We start from the raw sequence: 16214 nt of genomic DNA on the forward strand, positions 1-16214 counted from the left end.
CATGAGCATCCTCAACGGACCACGACTGAATTTCTGGGGCGGCATCCGCACGGACGTAAGCTTGCCAAATAACTCGCCGACCATCCCTTTCAATGGCAACAAGCAATGGCCGCTCTTCGACCTGACCACTTCGACCCTGGCACCCGGCGCGCAGCCTTACACCGACGACCAGTTGAACAGCATGATCAACGCGCCCGCCGGCAACTACTACACCGCCGGCGGCTGGAACCACTACGGCCAGCACGTGGTGGACCTGCAGAACGCCTTGATCAGTTCCCAGGGCAGCCCCGGCAACATCAGTACAACGGGTGACCAGGTCGGTCAGCCGGTGTACCTGCTCGGGTCAGTAGACCCGGTGAGCGGCCAGGCACCGGTGTCCGGGCCGATGATGGTGGATCTGGACCCCAGCGCCACGACCACCACGCAGATTTTTGTCGGCGGCCTGCAAATCGGCAGCAATGACAATATCCAGCTGCTGATTCGCTGCAATGCGGTGTGCAGCAGTTTCGACGTGACCGGGCGCGTGCTCGAGCCGGCAAAGATGGACGCTCCAGGGTCGTTCCATGCCAGCGGCACGTTCCAGCTGACGTTCCCGCTGAGCAGCATCGTCAGCTGGAACCCGAACAGCAGCGGCCTCAAGGCGATCATCCAGGCGCCGGGCGCGACGGGCATCGTCCTGCGCTTCGTGATGTTCGAGATGTGCCCGCAGATGACCACCGCGCAGCTTGATGCCGATTATGCTGCCGGCAAATACACGCCCAACCCGAGCATCGGCCGGGTCATCGGCACGCTGGCCCCGGCCTTTGCCGGCGAGCCGCTGAGCTGCCAGCCGGGGCGGCAATTGATCAATGCGGCCACGAACAACGCCGCCTATGCGGCGCTGGGCAATAACGGGCTGTTGAGCCTGGACATGGTCAACGTGATTCCCAAGCAAACCTTCCGTGCGGTACGGGACGACATCACCAGCCCGATCGGGCCGAATGCGAATTATGGGCCGGTGACCATTTCGGCCGGTGCCGCGCCGCTGATCACCCTTAACCCGACTGCCAGCCCACTGGTCAATTACTACGTGTATGGCGGCATCGTCGATGTGGCGCTGACCACCAGCCAGCAGCAGGCCGTCAGGACCACGCCGTTGGCGATCAACGCCCCTGGCCAGGTGGCCGGGACTCAGTTGCAGGCGACCGAGTCGACCTATCGGGTGTATGCGGATCAGCGCAATGTGTACCTGGAGGATTACCCCAACGGCCTGACGATCACCTTGCAGGTTCGCTACCTCGGCGGGCCGGTGCCCGGCGCCACCACGATCGGCCTGGCAGCGAGCGCACCGGGCGTCTACGAGCAGAAGCAATACACGGACTTTCTCAACTTTCCGCCCTCGCTGACCGTGAATGCGGGCCAACAGACGGTGAGTTTTCCCGTGACGCTCACATCCGGCAGCGCCGCCCAGGCGGGCTTCGTGGCCCTGACCTGCACGGCCAATGGCGTGGACAACGGCGCCTTTTTCACCAACTTTCGAAAATACGCTCAGACAGACTTTGGCATCGCCAGGGGCAGCGTCATTACCTGGCAACAGGTGTACCCGAATGTGCTGCGCTTTCACTACCTGGCGTTCCCCGCCATGTCGCGCTACGTGCCGTTGAACCATCCTGACGCGATCATGGGCGCGAAGAACGCCATCCTCGCGCGCACCTCGGACGCCTACAAAGGCACCACGTTGTTCATGCCGGTCGTGCGCTCGATGTCCCCCGCCCAGCGCGCACTGCTGCGGGCCTATCTCACCGGCAGCCCGTGGCAGCCACCGCAATAGGAGGCAAACGCTATGACACTCCATATTCCCGTACAGCCCATCGAATCCCTGCGCCCGAGCAGCGTTATCGCCGAAGGCCTGCTCAACCCGCGTGGTGTGTGCCTGCAGGCCGATGGCAGCCTGTTGCTGGCCGAAGCCGGCTCAGGCTCGGCAGACCAGCCTTTGAGCAGTCGCATCAGTCGACTGCCGCCCGACCCTCTAAGGCCGGGCGCCTATCTGCCCGGCGAAGTGCTCGCTCAGGGTTTTCGCAGCATGAACCTGCAGGCGCGCATGCTGCGGGATGAAATCATGGGCCTGTCCGACATCGCCTGCGGTGACGGACGTTGCCTGGCCAGCCAGACCGATTACGTCGGCGGTTCCAGACTGCTCGATCTGCAATACAGCCCGCCCGAGCCGGTGTTCCACAGCCGTGGCAACCTGAACGCGCTGTGCTACCACCCGACGCGACGCAGTTGGCTGGCGGTGAAACCGGATACCAATCAACTGGTGGAGTTCAGCCACGGTGAGCAAGAACGCGTGCTCGCGCAATTGCCTGTTCTGGATGAGGGTCAGGAGGCTGTGCCTGTCACCCTGGTGTACGAACCGCACACAGGCGCCGTGTTGATCAGCCTGTTCTCCGGCGAATTGCACGGCGACCCCGCGCGCAAAGGCATCGACTTTGCCGACTACGCCGGGCAAGTGATTCGAGTTCACCCGGCCAGCGGGCAGACCGAGGTGGTGATTCGCGGCCTGCAACTGCCCACCGGGCTGGCGCTGTGCCCGCAAGGCAATCTACTGGTGCTGGAGCTGTGCAGCCATTTGCAACAACCCTTGCTGCCGAACTGGAATGGCGAGCCGCTGCACGGAGGCTTTACGCGCTTTACCGGGCGGCTGTTGCGCTGTGACCTGCACAACGCAACGGTTGAAGTGCTCGCGCGCGGGCTGGATACGCCCTCCAACCTGTGTGTGGTGCAGGACGCGGTAGTGGTGAGCGAAGGCATGGGCTTGACGGGCCGACCGCTGCCGACACCCGACGGCAGTGTGGCGCCGCTCAGTGGCAGGCTGCGGCGGGTGCAGCTATGAGCCTAAACCGCATCCTCCAACAGCAAAACGGTCGCGGGGCCGGCGCGAAAAGACGGATTGTGCCGGGCCGCTTCGACCATATGAGCGGCCACATGGTGGGCGCCCAGGGCGTCCTTCGAGGCCCACTTTTCGATCAAGACAAAACTGTCAGGGTTGCCGACCACGGGGTGCAAATCGTAGTGCAGACAGCCATGCTCGGCCCTGACCAATGGGGCCAGTTTCGCGAACGCTGCACGTTGCTCGGCGCCCTTGCCGGGCTGCGTATTGATTATGACGACAAGCCGCACTTCATCTGACATGCAAACACCACCGCAAAGGTTGGTTAAGGAAGTCGCACAGTACGTGAGCACACCAACCAGGTGCAAAAAAAGCTTAACCGAGGGGCGCGTTTCACAGGGTTTTCACAGTCGCACGCATAGGCTCAACTCAGCTCCTAAGTGAACACCTTTAAGCCCGCGCCCCCATCGTGGGCTTTTCTTTGTCTGCGATTCTGAATGCGCGGCGGTTAATCCCTTATCCATCACACGCCAGAACTCAGCGTTTACGTAGCCCATCGCTCAAACGCTTCTGCGCCCAAGCTTAAGTAAACTCACCCAGCGCGGTTTTTTGCTCCGCTTCATCCGTTGACTGAACCGCGTGACTTGGCGATGACGCTGAACCCATCGCAACCCAGCGCGATAAATCAAACACGCGCATAGAAAATTTGAATTAGTCAGTTGCCCGCCCGGTCAAGAACTATGAACGCAGTAAATCTGACGAGGTAACAGTGATGACTATCCAAGCAGAGACACTCGTAGAACTGACCGAAGCGCTTCAGGAACGCGGCCTGAATCTGGTTTCAGATGTGCACTTCACCCGCGCGCCGTACCGGCAGAACCACCGCTGGATTTGCACCGTCGCGTAATGCTGCATTTTGCCGGCGGTCAGGCTTAATGGCCGACCGCTGGCACCGCTTTGATCACCCTACGTCGAGCGGCTTTCGTTACGATTTTGTTGTTTTTTAACGCCCTTCCCGGTTTTTCGCTCGTATTGGTGATGACAGAACCAGACGACCAGAAGCAGGCCTGCCAAGCCAAAAACGAACAGCAACAGCTCTAGTGCGGGACCTTCGTGTGAAAACATTTTTCGTTCCTCATCCTGAAGTCGTGCGAACCGAAATCGGTCGCACCCGAAATTATTCGTAACAATTCGAACATTTTCAGGTTAATCGCCAAAACCCCGCATGGCAACCCCGAATCGGCTTAAAACCATTGACCTAGACGGGTTGCTTGGGTGATCGCGTTCTGCAGGCAATAAAAAACCCGGCGCTGGGGCCGGGTTCGCTGACGTGAAATGATCAGTTATCAGGGTGTTCACTCGCGACCGAATCAGCCGCGTCGACATCCGACATATCTTCTTCCAACGGCGCGTCGTCATCAGGCGGCAATGGGAGCGCGTCCTCGTCTCGACGCGAATCATGGCCCGTTTCGTTGTCTGTGCCGCGCGTCACGGCTTGCTGGGAAAGGTTTCCTGGCGCCTTCTCATTGATTTCCATGTTGACTCTCCGCTTCGGCGCACGGGAAATGCGCACTTAAGCTTGAGAGACGGCGCAGCATTCAGAGTGCAAAGCATTAGACGAATGGTGCCAATCAATGCTTGGCATTGAGGCTCTAAGCTTGGGATGTTTACTGCCGAACGCTGGCAGAAACGCAAAAAAACCTGATGGGCCGCCGGCGATGGCCGACGAACAACGTGAAACAACTCACATTTATGCAACGCCGATATTGAAGGTCAATAATTGACCAACCTATATTTCGCTCCACCCGAGCGCTCACCTCTATACGGATATTGTTCTGCGCCAGCTCGGGTCCCCACCTGAGCGCAGGCAATCAAACATTGAGGTTTGCCATGCATCTTTCCAAACTCGCGCCAACCGCCGCCCTGCTCAGCCTGTTTACCCTGCCCACCCACGCTGCCGACCTGACCGCCCTGACGGGCGCCCTGTCATCGGCCTTGGGCGGCGCCAGCAACAGCAATAGCAACACCCTCAGCACGAATAACGCCTCCTGCCAGCAACAGATGCGCGACCTGCAGGCCAACATAAACGCGGCCAAAGGCAAGGGTGACAGCTTGCGCGCAACGGCCTTCCAGGCGGCGCTGACACAAACCAACAAAAGCTGCAATAATTCCAACTACAACGCTCAGGCACAAGTGGACACCCATCCTCAACGCCAGCAAAACATGAACAAGGCCGCGGATGCCATCAATGCCATCGGTGGTTTGTTCAAGTAAGAAGAAACAATCGGAGGCTCCAGCGTCGAGCGTCTTTAAGCCCAGAAATGCAGAAGCCCCGCCTGAACGGGGCTTCTGTGTGAATCAAGCAAGAGCCTTTCTCATGCACTTTGAAACCGCAGCAAAAGCCTTACCGGGGCTACTTGCAGCTTTGCTAAACACTTGCGACTGATCAAGTTATCGAGCACTAATTAGCGCTGAACTGTGCTCCATCACCGTCTGGCGCTCTCACTTGCGCGATATTAGCGAGCGGCAGAACCACCCGAAGTTGAAGAATTACTTCTCGGACTTGAATGATAAGTGCAGCCCTCATCCAGCTGCACCTACAGCCGCAAGCGACCTTCTTTTTATAATGTGGCACTTGCATCGACTAAGCTTCGTAGCCTTCTACCACGAAGCGTGTGGCGAATGCTTCAGCACCTAAACACACAGGCTCTTGGGCGTTGATCTTCGCGGTTTTGATTAGACTCGAATCCACGACCTGCGCTGAGGCTTTTGGCCACGCAGTCGCTAGCCCGAACGCAGGCAGATGCAAGCTTTAAATTCAGGCAAATACGTCACGGGGCAGCCCACTGTAACAGCTGCATTCAATACTATTTTTACGAATGGTGAAGGCTGTAGGCAGGTGTAATCGGGACGTTTTTGAATCACCGTTCGAAGCGGGATTGTAGGGTTGCTGCGCTTAAGTGAGCAATATTAGGCATTTTTTCTGTGGTGCTGAATTTTGCTTTTTCAATCGACTGGGGACTTTTTAAATCAAGCGCTGCGAGCCTCAACGCTCATACTCGCGACTTCATTTGAATGGCTTCATTTGAAGTGGCTTCGAGGCTGGCAGCGAATGTTGGGTTATTCGATTACAAGTAAGACATTGGATTGGCATAGAAGAGACGAGTTCTCTCCAGGGATCTCAATGGAGATGCTGTAGCCACCTGGCTCCAACGAAGACAAATCTGCGCTGAAGGAGAACCCTGACTTCAAGAGCTTCTGATTGTTGAATGCTTTTGCCACGTCCGGGCGATCAACAACAGTATGATCCTTGAATGCGACAGGATTGCCCTTATAACCGTTCAGGCGAAGTTTGATTTCCTTCGAAGCACTTTGGTTAACGCTATCGAAAGCCCAGCCGTTGAATTGTACAACGCTGCGCGGAACGTAAATACTTGCACCGGTCTTTCCGGCGATGTTGTCAATGGCGCATTTATCAGACGGGCTATAGGTGGTTTTGGCGGCTGCCGCGTTTTCCTTGCTTCCTTCCTTTTCATTGCATCCAGTCATTGTCGCTGAAGTTATAGCGAGAAAGCTCAGTGCCGCAATCATCTTGTACATGTTTATTCCTGAGGGGCGTCAATGTGTGTAGCGTTGATTTCTTCAATATATAAATGCTTGGCAGTGCAATCGGCGCAGCTCGAAAAATGCACGACTCATAAGTGGCACAGTCTTCGTCCTTGCTGCTAAAGACATCAACCTCAGCGGTGGGATTATGTAGCGGTTGGCAGCACAGTACAAGAGTGCGGGAACGGCCCGGTGGCCGTTCTCACACTTTTTCATGGAGCCGTTGGATGGGCGGGCACTGAGAGAGAACGCTTCTATCGGGTATGACCTGCGCAGGGTGGCAACGGGGTTTTCGCTCCCTCAAGGCCCCTTGCGTTCTTGATACACGGCATCGTGATAAACAGAATGCGGGGTGCCAATGCGATGGCTGTTCGAGAGTGATGATGACAAATCCATGTTTCCCTGGAATTCCCGGATGCTATTAATCATTCATTGATCACGTTTTATACACTGTTAGTAAAATGCGGGGTTGGAGACTTAGCCCACCCTCTCTATGACGTGCGGTGCACGCCCCAGCATTCAGCGCCAGTGACGCTGGCTCGATATGGGGGTTTTCCGAGGCAGATGGTGACGGTGAATGCACGCAGGGAACTGCTAGGTACAACGCCCAACGAGTCGACACGCCGCAGACGCCCCCGCCCAACCCAACTGACTCGACGGGGTGCGCCCCCCCAAACTAAATGGGCGAGCGCCGCTAAGGGAAAGTCAATTACTGAGCGTGTTTTACTCCCAATCAAGGTCCTTATAGGAAACCTTGTCCTGTTCAGGAAAGTCGGTTTTTTAATCTGTACGAATAGCACTTACTCATCGCTTCAAAATGGTTTGAGGCCTCGACCTGCCAAGTAAGTACTGCCTCGTTATGTAAAAGCTTACGTGCATCTTCGCCCTGAGGGCCGGCGAGACAAAATGTCTGCTCACCGTCAGGCTCCAGCCAGAGTTCATCATTCATTGAAAATTTTTTTGCGCTCTAAGTTGACTGGAATGTAGCGCTGTGAGGCTTACGCCGGTGAAAAAGTCTAGGCATGGCAATCGAGCTAAGACAGTAACTTTGCCATTTCAGACGTACCGGCCCAGCCGATTTGCTCATAAATAGGCCGCCCCATCCGGGTAGCATGCAGTACGGCAAATGTGATCTCTCGTCGAGAAAACTCCGCTTCAGCTGCCTGCATCAGCGCTGATGCCAAGCCTCGCCGCCGATATTGCGGCTCAACGTAGACGTTCAGCACATAACCTCGCTGGTCCGACGTAGGATGTGATGGGTGCGGCGGCCATTCGATGGACATCAGCCCAATACCGGCAACCGGCCGCCCGGCGTCAAGCAGCAAGAACCCAAAGTAGCGGCCATCACTTAAACGTTGCGTCAGCCATGGTCGAAAATGTTGGGTCATCACCTGTAACTTATCCAGATCGCCACCCGCGTCGAGGAACATGCTTTGCCGGTGCATGCAGATGGTTTCGAGATCATTGACCTCAAGCGTGCGGCAAGTCAGCCCTGAAAAATCGATACGTCCTTGTGCTGGGTTCATGACAGGGTCCCGGTGCGAATGAAGAATTATCATGAAGCCGAGCCGCCACGCCCGTAAAGTGACCGATGCAAAACACACGCTCTTGGCGAGGGTTGTACTACAGCGGAAAAAATTCGTTCGGCGTTCAAACCTTGAAGTTTTCGGCCATTAGCTGCCGCTTCAGGAAGAGACTTGAGCGAACACGCCGACGCTCACAAGTTTATTTATGAACGGGTGCATCCACTTTGTTCGCTGGTTCGTAGATTCAATACCCTCACTCGGAGGGCATACGAGCCAAGGAGATACACCATGCACGCCTTTTACAAAAAAATTGCTGCAGCAGCCTGCTTCGCTATTCTCTCCGTAACCGCAACCGTCAGCTTCGCCGCCGACTCTGTGATGGTCGGAGGCGCAGCGATGTACCCGAGTAAAACCATCGTGGAAAACGCGGTCAATTCAAAGGACCACACGACGCTGGTTGCAGCCGTCAAGGCTGCCGGGTTGGTTGATACGCTCAATAGCAAAGGCCCATTCACCGTATTCGCACCGACAAACGAAGCCTTTGCCAAGCTGCCTGCAGGCACCGTCGATACGCTGGTCAAGCCTGAACACAAAGCCGACCTGACTAAAATCCTGACCTACCATGTCGTACCCGGCACTCACACATCGGCACAACTGATGGCCGACGCCAAAAAGAACGGCGGCACCGTTGTGTTGAAAACAGTTCAAGGTGAGTCGCTGAATATCAAGCTGCACGATGGCAAGCTTTGGGTGGTAGATGCCAAAGGCGGTAAGGCAAGTATCAGCATCGCAGACGTGATGCAGTCCAACGGCGTGATCCACGTTGTTGACTCGGTCTTGATGCCTTAAATGCTCCTCAAGCCCGGCAGACGCGCAGTTTGCCGGGTAGCGGGGTTTGCCAATAGCCGGTCACGGTCAGTTCAACGACGCGCGATGTGGCGAACGGCGATGATCATCGCATCCGAACCAAGAAACCCTTGGGTGAGCTCATCAGCCCCTTCTCTACCCGCCGAAACTTTCACAAGCCTTAGCAGGCGCACCGCAACATTAAAGTCTCGATACTCATCGTAAGTTTCTGCAATGAAGCCAGGTACTGATTGCCTCGACGAGTTCGGTCTTGCACTCCACCGGCAACCAATGCCCGCCAGATAAACTCGTTACGGTGAGGTCTGCGCAGGCGGCACGCATTGGCTCGCCCAACTGGTTACCCTTGATGGTATTCATCGGGTCGTAGTCACCGTTTACAAACAGTACGGACAAGGACAGGCGGCCGCCATTGGGCGCTCGATCGGCGTACTCGATGTTGGCATCGTCGTTCAAATACCATGCGCAGGGCGCGCGAAAACCATGCTGCTCAAATCTGCGCACCAGTGCCGCGAAGTCCGTCTGCGGCCAAAGCGCGGGGTCGGGCTGGGTGGGCGGGGCTCGGTGTGCTTCACCAAACCGCCCTCCTCTGCTGGTGACTTGGGCGTTTGATGCGACTTTGGTGATGCTCGCAGGGTCGCCTCGTCGATAGATCGAAGCCAGTGATGCGGCTTTATCGGCATCAAGGTCAGCGACGGCGGACGCGAAGTGCGTGTTGTAATAGCGGTAGTAATCCCATTGACCGTCTGGATACTCGTCTGCCGGATAGATCGTTCGGTCAACCAGCGAGACGAGCGTCGGCAGCGCGTTCGTGGTGGGGAAGTACGGGACCGAAATCAGCACAACGCCACGGCTGCGCTGGGGTTCATGGGCGACCAATTCACCCGCAACAACGCTGCCCCAATCGTGGCCCACCCAAATGGCGGGCATTCCACCGAGGTGGTCATGAAGCTCTGCCATGTCTGCCACGATGTTTTCAAGGGTATACGCGTGGGTGTCCGCCGGCACAGAAGAGCCGCCATAGCCGCGCATGTCGGGTGCAACGCAGTACCAGCCCTGAGCAGCGAACGCTTGCATCTGCGCGCGCCAGATCAGACTGAGCTGCGGCCAGCCGTGCAGGAACATCATCAATGGCCCCTCGGCAGGTCCCGACGCCACATAGTGGGTCGTATGACGGGGCGTGCTGAAGATGTACGAGGTCAGCGTGGAAGTGGACACAGGATCTCCTGGTGCAACACCGGCGGATAGGAGCGAAGCGGCGGCGCCAGGTTGCGTCGCCTGTTCCAAGAGTAACGCCTTTATTTCATCACGGCGCATTGTTGCACTGTAGCCCGCCTCAAGCCCTTGGCATGGCTGACTGGACGCCATTGGCCTTATATCGCACTCCAGACAGTGACCTCGCCAGGCGCTCACAAACTTTTCACAGTCAAGCGCCTATGGTGAACCCAAGCTCCTGGTGAACATCCCTTTAAGCCCGCTAATCCCCATCGCGGGCTTTTCTTTGCGCGCAATTTGGCTGTTGGTTTTGCGACCCGATGGGAACTAGAGCGCCTCAACCTTTCTACATTCAGAAATCTCGGACAATGCCTGATCGGCAGAGACTTTATTGAGCTGCCAATGCAGCTTGACAGCGTTTGATTGGTTTACACGCACTCTGGCGCTGCTGGACGTGAGGCTGATATACGAGGCATCTGAACTTTTAACGTCGATGACAACGGCGGTGGTGTCGCCCTCAAGATCAGCATTCCCCAGAATTCCAGCTTTCCATTTCTGAGTGACCGTGTGCTCACCTGGCGTAACAGGTACGGCTACATAACCACCGTTCTCCAGAGACGCTACTGGCTTGCCATCCAAAGAAATCAAGGCAGACATTAAACCCATGTCGTAGTTACTGGGCCTGTAGACATAGATGACACCCCGTTGGGAACCCACGTTTTCAAGAGGGGTAAATGTTGGCCCTGTGATCGTGCAGGCGCTGAGTAGCCCTAACCAGACAAGTGCTGAGATCTTCCATACCCTAGTCATAACCGCTCCATTCGGATTCAGCGCTTGATGATCAACACTGCAAGACTGCTAATCAAACGGTTTGTGCTGATTTTGCACGCCCCCCACTCTCCCCCCAAATGTTGGCGGTAAACCATGAATGGTCAGCGAGGGCTTCAGTTCCTGCCTAGAATCGCCATGCGCTCGAAGATCAGCGACAACCCACAGCGTCGTGAACGCCGCGCGTCGAACAGCCGAATGGCTGAGGTGCAACAGGTACGCCGGGCTGAGAGCGCTGAATTGACAGCTTGGAACAGATGCGCTGCATCAGCGAGAAGCGTCGGATGTCTTCGAATGGTTCTAAGTGGACACAGCTATGGGGAAGTGAGGAACAAGCGGCCAGAACTGATTCTGGCCTTTAGACTAATTGCCGTAGAAGTACCACATCAGTCGCCACTGTGACGACTCACCGAAGGTCAGCAGTATTGACACACCCGCATGCCGCTTGTCCATAGTGACCTTCAGTTAGACCATCTACTCATGGCAGCATAATACCTATCCACTTAGCTGGTGGGTGTAACTCTTTCAAGTTACCCCACATCACAGTCAACTCCTCCCGCACATGGATACTTAATAAATATGCGATAACCCTTACCTCAATGCATCTTCGTTCCCGATCTATGGTCCATTGTGCATCGGACCTCAAGCTGCATAAGGCGAATTTTTGTAGCTCCCACGGTCGGATCAAAGCGTAGCAGGCTCGAAAATCCAGTGCTGCTTCTCGCAGAGAGTGAGAACGTACCCTTACCGGCCTGTAGCGAAACTCTGCTTGATAATTCTTCAGAGAATGCAGTTACACCAGACGGAAGATAAAATAGCTGGGCCAAGTCTTGATGACCGATATCATATGAACCGTTCACTTCAATTTCAGAGCAATTCCTCATCAGCTCATCGTGACCTATAGAAATTATCAGCATTGGATCATTTTGCGAATCTATAAAAACACCGTCACCCCCCGAAGACAAAATATGTGAATTTTTGAATTCGACCAAGCCATTATCACTTGTTAGTCGAAAGATAGGAGGCGGTGTATTAGATCCAATAGGAACAGGCCTAGCATTTATGAGACGCGTATAAGAGGCACCCGCCTCCCTACTTATGTAAAACACCTTTTGCATGTTGAGGCCGGGGTGGAGATCGCTGCATTCAAAAGGCGCTCTATTGTCCAATCCATTCTGGAGACACTTGAATATAGACTCACGCACCACCATTGTTTTTTTGTAGAAATCGGCATGCGACATTATTGTAGTGCACAAGACCAACGCCATCAAAGCAATCAAAGAAACGGCGCCAGCCGAAAGCTGAAAGCATCTAGACTTTAGCTCTAACTTAAAATTCATCAACCCAAGCATCACAAGCCAAGGCCACAATATTGTAAGCCAAAAAAAATGAAATCTCCCGTAACCATAAACAAACACATCAATTGGCGCACTAATGAAATCAGGACGTAGATTCGCTCTTCCTGCTGATACAATCATTAGATATGAAATGCACACCCCATATAAGCACAGGTAAATAAAAGCAACCCTAAGAACTTTATTATTTCCCTTATTGAAAATAAAGTCAAAAAGTGAACGCGCAGCAAAAAAGGTAGCGATCACCATCATCATTACTGACAGCGTCAATGATAGCTTAGGGTATTGGCTAGGGAGCATAAGTGAACGTGCTACCTTGCCAAGCATGAAAAGCCAGAAATCAGGCTCCCATGGGTAGGCCATAGGCGCGTCTGGTCGATGCGTTCCGTGCTGGATTGCTAAAATCACCCAAAGCTGTGCAAATACTGTTATAACAGTGGGCAACAACAAATATGCCGCGCACACCTTAATACGGTCGGACAATTTATTTTTTGCTATTACAAAAAAAATGACAAACCCGATAAAAATGGAAAGATTGGCAAATGCTCCACTTGTATATGAAAAACCAGACAGCAAAGCCATTACAGCAATAAGGCAACCAGACACCCATTTATCAAGTCGAGAGAGTGCGACACTGAGAATACCTAAAGAGCAGACTAATGGTAGAGCCTGATGGTAAGCCATATTTTGCCAACCCCAGTATGAATCTGGCTGGAGCATAAATATGGTAGTTGAGAATGCAATAGCTTTTACAGTTCGATTTTCGACCACTCGACCTAACAAATTCCACTGCATAAGTAGAATTGAACCTAAAACAAAAAACAACGATATTGCTTGGTAAGCAATACTATTTCCAGCAAGAACTCTAAATGCCAAGCTATCGAGAAATAGACCAACCGAATAATAGGTATCATTAGCCGGCTGACTTATATAGTCGAAATCCATGCGACCTGCACTGCCGGTTTCGTACTGTCGCATATCGTCCAGAAATGGAAGATCGATGCCAAACGAGAGCCAGCCCACTATGCTCATGAGAAAGCTTATGATGGGTAACGCCACAATTACCATGCATATCGCGCGACTTGCTAAGCGATAGAGCTTTTCCCTGTTAAATTTTTCAGCATTACCATAATTATATTCCTGACGCACAGTCTGTGATCCTTAATTCTATTCTACCGAACACTATATTTTTTTTGGATGCGCCGGCGATCATACACATCCTAATTCGATAGTCCACCATATGCCTTCTCACAGGTCTCTCCTGGGGCGTGGCTTTGATCAGCATGTCCTGCCAGATCTCCCGCTCTCTTTTCAGCGCGCTTGAATACGTGGGCAAACCAAGACGGCACGGGTGGCTGGCGCGCTTGAGGCGGCAGTGCAGGAATGGCTGCTGGCTTTAAGTGCTGTGAATCGAGTGGCAAGGCTATCTGCCGTTCGCTGCACGCTGATACGAGAAGCGCGCTCATTAGCAATATCAGCGGTGATTTGGCCATCTTGTACCGCCTGTCGATTGAGCGTTGATAAGACTGCTCAAGAGCCCGTGTAGACGCATCGTTGGCTGCTTTTGCCTGGGCGTCCGCATCGCGCGGCGTTCCATTCGGTCTCACATGTTGCGTCTGCCGTAGTTACGCCATGGTTGTAGGCGCCAAATAACGTCGCAAGTGCGAGTAGAAGCGCCGCAAAGTAGGAAAGGATCTGCATCCGCACAGAGATCATGAAAGCACGCCCGGTGCCTTTTCATACAGTGCCTTGCGGTCATCCTGGCAAGTGAGTCTACCGTTGATGCGCCGGGTGATCTTCGCGAAGTCTCCGGCATCAGCCAGAGTATTGAGTCCGCGTGTAGACCAGAACTATGCTGCTGATATTGCGGCGTATTTCGGCTGCTCCAGCAATTTTTTCTCCAGACAAAAAAAGCCTGCGCCTTGTCGGGCGAGACTCTTTCGATATACTCCGATTAATTATCGGAGCGAACAGGGATGGATCCCATGAAATACGGAATACTTCTCTTAGCCGTCCTTACTTTTAGCGGCTGTAAAACTTATAGCGGTGGCCAAGATGGCCCTGACATTAAGGCTGGCGGACTTCAGGTCAGTTGCAATGCAACCCCAGCCAATCAGCCCGGATGCTACACCCCGCCCCCCTCTTGGTGGACCAAGCTCCCTGACCATTTTTTCATTCGTGGTAGCGGCTTTTAAAGTTCGAAGCGCTGAGCTGATCCTTCCTCCAGGCGAAAAAAAAACCGCTCAAGGCGGTATCGGCGTGCTTGTTTGCCGCGGTTGAGCGCTGCTTAGGCCTGTGCAGCCTTCAACGCAGCGAGCTCTGCGCGCAATTCTTTGACAGCTCCCATCAAGTCCGTGATCAATGCCATCGGTCGAGTTGCTGAACGCGGGGTTGGCCATCGTCGCCAACCCCATCTTTTTCGCCGGTAATGGCAAGCGTATTGATCCCTGCGCCTCGTGCGCGATCAGACCTTGATAAACGACGTCATCCCCTCTGAACACATCGCCAAACGCTTTGCGCTGGTAGGTAACGATCCAGTAAGCGTCGATACGGTCCAAGCATGATGCCTTGGGCGCTTCCTTGATGTATTTCTGAAGCGGTAGTCAGCGCCGAACAGTGTCATCGTGCCCACGTACGTTGCGCCCATACACGTCAACGTTTGAGCCGGTCAAGTTCATCCATATCAAATCCTCTGAGAAATATCTGGCAGCAGGCGCGTCAGCCCAGCTCGTCTACATACGCGGCCTGCGCTTGCTCTACCAGCTCACGCCACTCGCCGCTGTCGATAAGGCCTTTCTGTTGCAGATCATCAGCCAGTGAGAGCCGCGTTTCGTAGCGATCCTCTGGAGTGGCTGAGATGAATTCAGGATCAGTGCGCAAGGCGGACCACGCCTCCATCGCGTTGACTTGCTCAATGTTGATCGTCATGACGAATACTCGAGGTCAGTGTCTACAGTGTAGAGATTGGCCAGCGCCCAGGTGTTCAGCAGGTCCGACAAGCGGAGAGCATCATGTGCGGAAGACTTACACAGTACCGGGGGATTCACGACTTCGTGGCAGCGTTGAACATGCCTAATGCCCTGGCGAACTCCGTCGGCGAATTGCCGCTCGAACGCTACAACGTCGCCCCGACATCCCAAGTCGCCCTGCTCCACCTGCAGGGTGACCTGCTGCACGCCGACCTGGTGCGCTGGGGATGGCGGCCGCACTGGGCCAAGGACCGCGCCGCGCCGATCAATGCCCGTGTTGAGAAGGTGGCCCACGGCCCGTTCTTCCGGGCGATCTGGCCGCATCGCGCCATCACGCCGGTCGACAACTGGTTTGAGTGGGTGGACGAAGGCGGACCGAAGAAGCAGCCCTACCTAATCCGGCGGCGCGATGGCGCTCCCATCTTCTGCGCTGCCATCGGCCAGCTGCCCGACGCTGATGAAGGCCCAAGCGAGCACGACGGGTTCGTGATCATCACCGCCGACAGCGCTGGGGGCATGGTGGACATCCACGACCGGCGGCCGGTGGTGTTGACGCCCGACCTGGCTCGTGAATGGCTTGACCCGGCCACGCCCAAGGAGCGCGCCGATCAGATGGTGCTGCATCAGGGAGAGCCGTCAGAAGTCTTCGAGTGGTTCAAAGTCGATACGGCCGTGGGGAACGTGCGGAACAAAGGGCCAGAATTGATAAGGCCCGCAGTGTAGGAAGCGCCTACTTGTCCCGCTGTACCCTGCAATTGATGTAAGCGTCTGTCCCTGGCTTGGCTCGATAGGACTGGCACAGGGCATCGTCAGTTGCGCTCTTTTCCGCTCGGGCTGCTGAGAGATTCTTCAGGCTTTGCTGCCGCACCTCATATCCTTTGGTCCCCGGCAAACAGTCATCCCAGGCGATGATGCCAATTGCGCAATCCAATGGGATGGTTTGCGCACCCGCCAAGGGCGAGCAGAACAGCGACGCCGAATA

Annotated in this window: 14 protein-coding genes and 2 pseudogenes; 6 read left to right on the forward strand and 10 right to left on the reverse strand. The window is 54.9% G+C overall.

Annotated features, from left to right (window positions below; all coding sequences use genetic code 11):
• The first annotated feature begins 1 nt into the window (after position 1).
• Positions 2 to 1810, forward strand: coding sequence for a hypothetical protein (locus C4J83_RS17985; protein WP_124417818.1), 1809 nt, complete (start codon positions 2 to 4; stop codon positions 1808 to 1810).
• A gap of 12 nt (positions 1811 to 1822) precedes the next feature.
• A complete protein-coding gene (locus C4J83_RS17990) occupies positions 1823 to 2872 on the forward strand; it encodes a hypothetical protein (protein WP_124417819.1) in 1050 nt (349 codons plus the stop codon).
• 2 nt (positions 2873 to 2874) lie between these two features.
• Here C4J83_RS17990 and C4J83_RS17995 read toward each other — a convergent pair whose 3' ends face one another.
• Positions 2875 to 3171: a putative quinol monooxygenase gene (locus C4J83_RS17995; RefSeq protein ID WP_124417820.1), complete on the reverse strand. Its 297-nt coding sequence runs from the start codon at positions 3169 to 3171 to the stop codon at positions 2875 to 2877.
• A gap of 470 nt (positions 3172 to 3641) precedes the next feature.
• Between C4J83_RS17995 and C4J83_RS30795 the strand changes: the two genes are divergently transcribed.
• The gene (locus C4J83_RS30795) at positions 3642 to 3776 is read left to right on the forward strand and encodes a hypothetical protein (RefSeq protein WP_256660607.1); all 135 of its coding nucleotides are present in this window, start codon (positions 3642 to 3644) and stop codon (positions 3774 to 3776) included.
• A gap of 432 nt (positions 3777 to 4208) precedes the next feature.
• On the opposite strand, the gene C4J83_RS18000 is transcribed toward C4J83_RS30795, so the two are convergent.
• Positions 4209 to 4406 carry a hypothetical protein gene (locus C4J83_RS18000; RefSeq protein WP_119736188.1) on the reverse strand — a complete coding sequence of 66 codons (198 nt, stop codon included), beginning with the start codon at positions 4404 to 4406 and terminating at the stop codon, positions 4209 to 4211.
• A 353-nt stretch (positions 4407 to 4759) separates the two neighbouring features.
• Here C4J83_RS18000 and C4J83_RS18005 point away from each other — a divergent pair, with 353 nt between their 5' ends.
• The gene (locus C4J83_RS18005; RefSeq protein WP_124417821.1) at positions 4760 to 5143 is read left to right on the forward strand and encodes a DUF1090 family protein; all 384 of its coding nucleotides are present in this window, start codon (positions 4760 to 4762) and stop codon (positions 5141 to 5143) included.
• Between the two features lie 846 nt (positions 5144 to 5989).
• Here the strand turns inward: C4J83_RS18005 and C4J83_RS18010 are convergent.
• Together C4J83_RS18010 and C4J83_RS18015 are read right to left on the reverse strand one after the other, a co-directional pair.
• On the reverse strand, positions 5990 to 6469 hold the full coding sequence (locus C4J83_RS18010; RefSeq protein ID WP_106579820.1) for a hypothetical protein: 480 nt from the start codon (positions 6467 to 6469) through the stop codon (positions 5990 to 5992).
• A 1040-nt stretch (positions 6470 to 7509) separates the two neighbouring features.
• Positions 7510 to 8001 (reverse strand): GNAT family N-acetyltransferase, encoded by a 492-nt coding sequence (locus C4J83_RS18015; RefSeq protein ID WP_124417822.1) that lies wholly within the window; start codon positions 7999 to 8001, stop codon positions 7510 to 7512.
• A gap of 288 nt (positions 8002 to 8289) precedes the next feature.
• Between C4J83_RS18015 and C4J83_RS18020 the strand changes: the two genes are divergently transcribed.
• Positions 8290 to 8850: a fasciclin domain-containing protein gene (locus C4J83_RS18020; RefSeq protein WP_106579822.1), complete on the forward strand. Its 561-nt coding sequence runs from the start codon at positions 8290 to 8292 to the stop codon at positions 8848 to 8850.
• Between the two features lie 213 nt (positions 8851 to 9063).
• On the opposite strand, the gene C4J83_RS18025 is transcribed toward C4J83_RS18020, so the two are convergent.
• The 6 genes and pseudogenes from C4J83_RS18025 to C4J83_RS18060 all read right to left on the reverse strand — a co-directional run bounded on the left by C4J83_RS18025 (position 9064) and on the right by C4J83_RS18060 (position 15191).
• The gene (locus C4J83_RS18025; RefSeq protein ID WP_124417823.1) at positions 9064 to 10083 is read right to left on the reverse strand and encodes an alpha/beta hydrolase; all 1020 of its coding nucleotides are present in this window, start codon (positions 10081 to 10083) and stop codon (positions 9064 to 9066) included.
• Between the two features lie 324 nt (positions 10084 to 10407).
• Positions 10408 to 10890 (reverse strand): DUF2846 domain-containing protein, encoded by a 483-nt coding sequence (locus tag C4J83_RS18030; RefSeq protein WP_124417824.1) that lies wholly within the window; start codon positions 10888 to 10890, stop codon positions 10408 to 10410.
• Positions 10891 to 11504: 614 nt separating this feature from the next.
• Complete coding sequence (locus C4J83_RS18035) at positions 11505 to 13412, reverse strand: hypothetical protein (RefSeq protein ID WP_124417825.1); 1908 nt, start codon at positions 13410 to 13412, stop codon at positions 11505 to 11507.
• A 563-nt stretch (positions 13413 to 13975) separates the two neighbouring features.
• Positions 13976 to 14158 (reverse strand): annotated as a pseudogene (locus C4J83_RS30800) (glycoside hydrolase family 19 protein); the annotation flags it as partial.
• A 392-nt stretch (positions 14159 to 14550) separates the two neighbouring features.
• Positions 14551 to 14938, reverse strand: a pseudogene (locus C4J83_RS30805) (tail fiber domain-containing protein); the annotation flags it as partial.
• A 43-nt stretch (positions 14939 to 14981) separates the two neighbouring features.
• Positions 14982 to 15191 carry a hypothetical protein gene (locus C4J83_RS18060; protein ID WP_124417827.1) on the reverse strand — a complete coding sequence of 70 codons (210 nt, stop codon included), beginning with the start codon at positions 15189 to 15191 and terminating at the stop codon, positions 14982 to 14984.
• A gap of 83 nt (positions 15192 to 15274) precedes the next feature.
• On the opposite strand from C4J83_RS18060, the gene C4J83_RS18065 reads away from it, so the two are divergent.
• Complete coding sequence (locus C4J83_RS18065; protein ID WP_124417828.1) at positions 15275 to 15955, forward strand: SOS response-associated peptidase; 681 nt, start codon at positions 15275 to 15277, stop codon at positions 15953 to 15955.
• Positions 15956 to 16214 lie beyond the last annotated feature (259 nt).

Source organism: Pseudomonas sp. LBUM920, assembly GCF_003852315.1.
Lineage (GTDB): Bacteria > Pseudomonadota > Gammaproteobacteria > Pseudomonadales > Pseudomonadaceae > Aquipseudomonas.

Excerpts from the sequence above, each read along its gene's own strand:
- C4J83_RS17985 (WP_124417818.1), top strand. The coding sequence starts at position 2 with ATGAGCATCCTCAACGGACCACGACTGAATTTCTGGGGCGGCATCCGC.
- C4J83_RS17990 (WP_124417819.1), top strand. The coding sequence starts at position 1,823 with ATGACACTCCATATTCCCGTACAGCCCATCGAATCCCTGCGCCCGAGC.
- C4J83_RS17995 (WP_124417820.1), bottom strand. The coding sequence starts at position 3,171 with ATGTCAGATGAAGTGCGGCTTGTCGTCATAATCAATACGCAGCCCGGC.
- C4J83_RS30795 (WP_256660607.1), top strand. The coding sequence starts at position 3,642 with ATGACTATCCAAGCAGAGACACTCGTAGAACTGACCGAAGCGCTTCAG.
- C4J83_RS18000 (WP_119736188.1), bottom strand. The coding sequence starts at position 4,406 with ATGGAAATCAATGAGAAGGCGCCAGGAAACCTTTCCCAGCAAGCCGTG.
- C4J83_RS18005 (WP_124417821.1), top strand. The coding sequence starts at position 4,760 with ATGCATCTTTCCAAACTCGCGCCAACCGCCGCCCTGCTCAGCCTGTTT.
- C4J83_RS18010 (WP_106579820.1), bottom strand. The coding sequence starts at position 6,469 with ATGTACAAGATGATTGCGGCACTGAGCTTTCTCGCTATAACTTCAGCG.
- C4J83_RS18015 (WP_124417822.1), bottom strand. The coding sequence starts at position 8,001 with ATGAACCCAGCACAAGGACGTATCGATTTTTCAGGGCTGACTTGCCGC.
- C4J83_RS18020 (WP_106579822.1), top strand. The coding sequence starts at position 8,290 with ATGCACGCCTTTTACAAAAAAATTGCTGCAGCAGCCTGCTTCGCTATT.
- C4J83_RS18030 (WP_124417824.1), bottom strand. The coding sequence starts at position 10,890 with ATGACTAGGGTATGGAAGATCTCAGCACTTGTCTGGTTAGGGCTACTC.
- C4J83_RS18060 (WP_124417827.1), bottom strand. The coding sequence starts at position 15,191 with ATGACGATCAACATTGAGCAAGTCAACGCGATGGAGGCGTGGTCCGCC.
- C4J83_RS18065 (WP_124417828.1), top strand. The coding sequence starts at position 15,275 with ATGTGCGGAAGACTTACACAGTACCGGGGGATTCACGACTTCGTGGCA.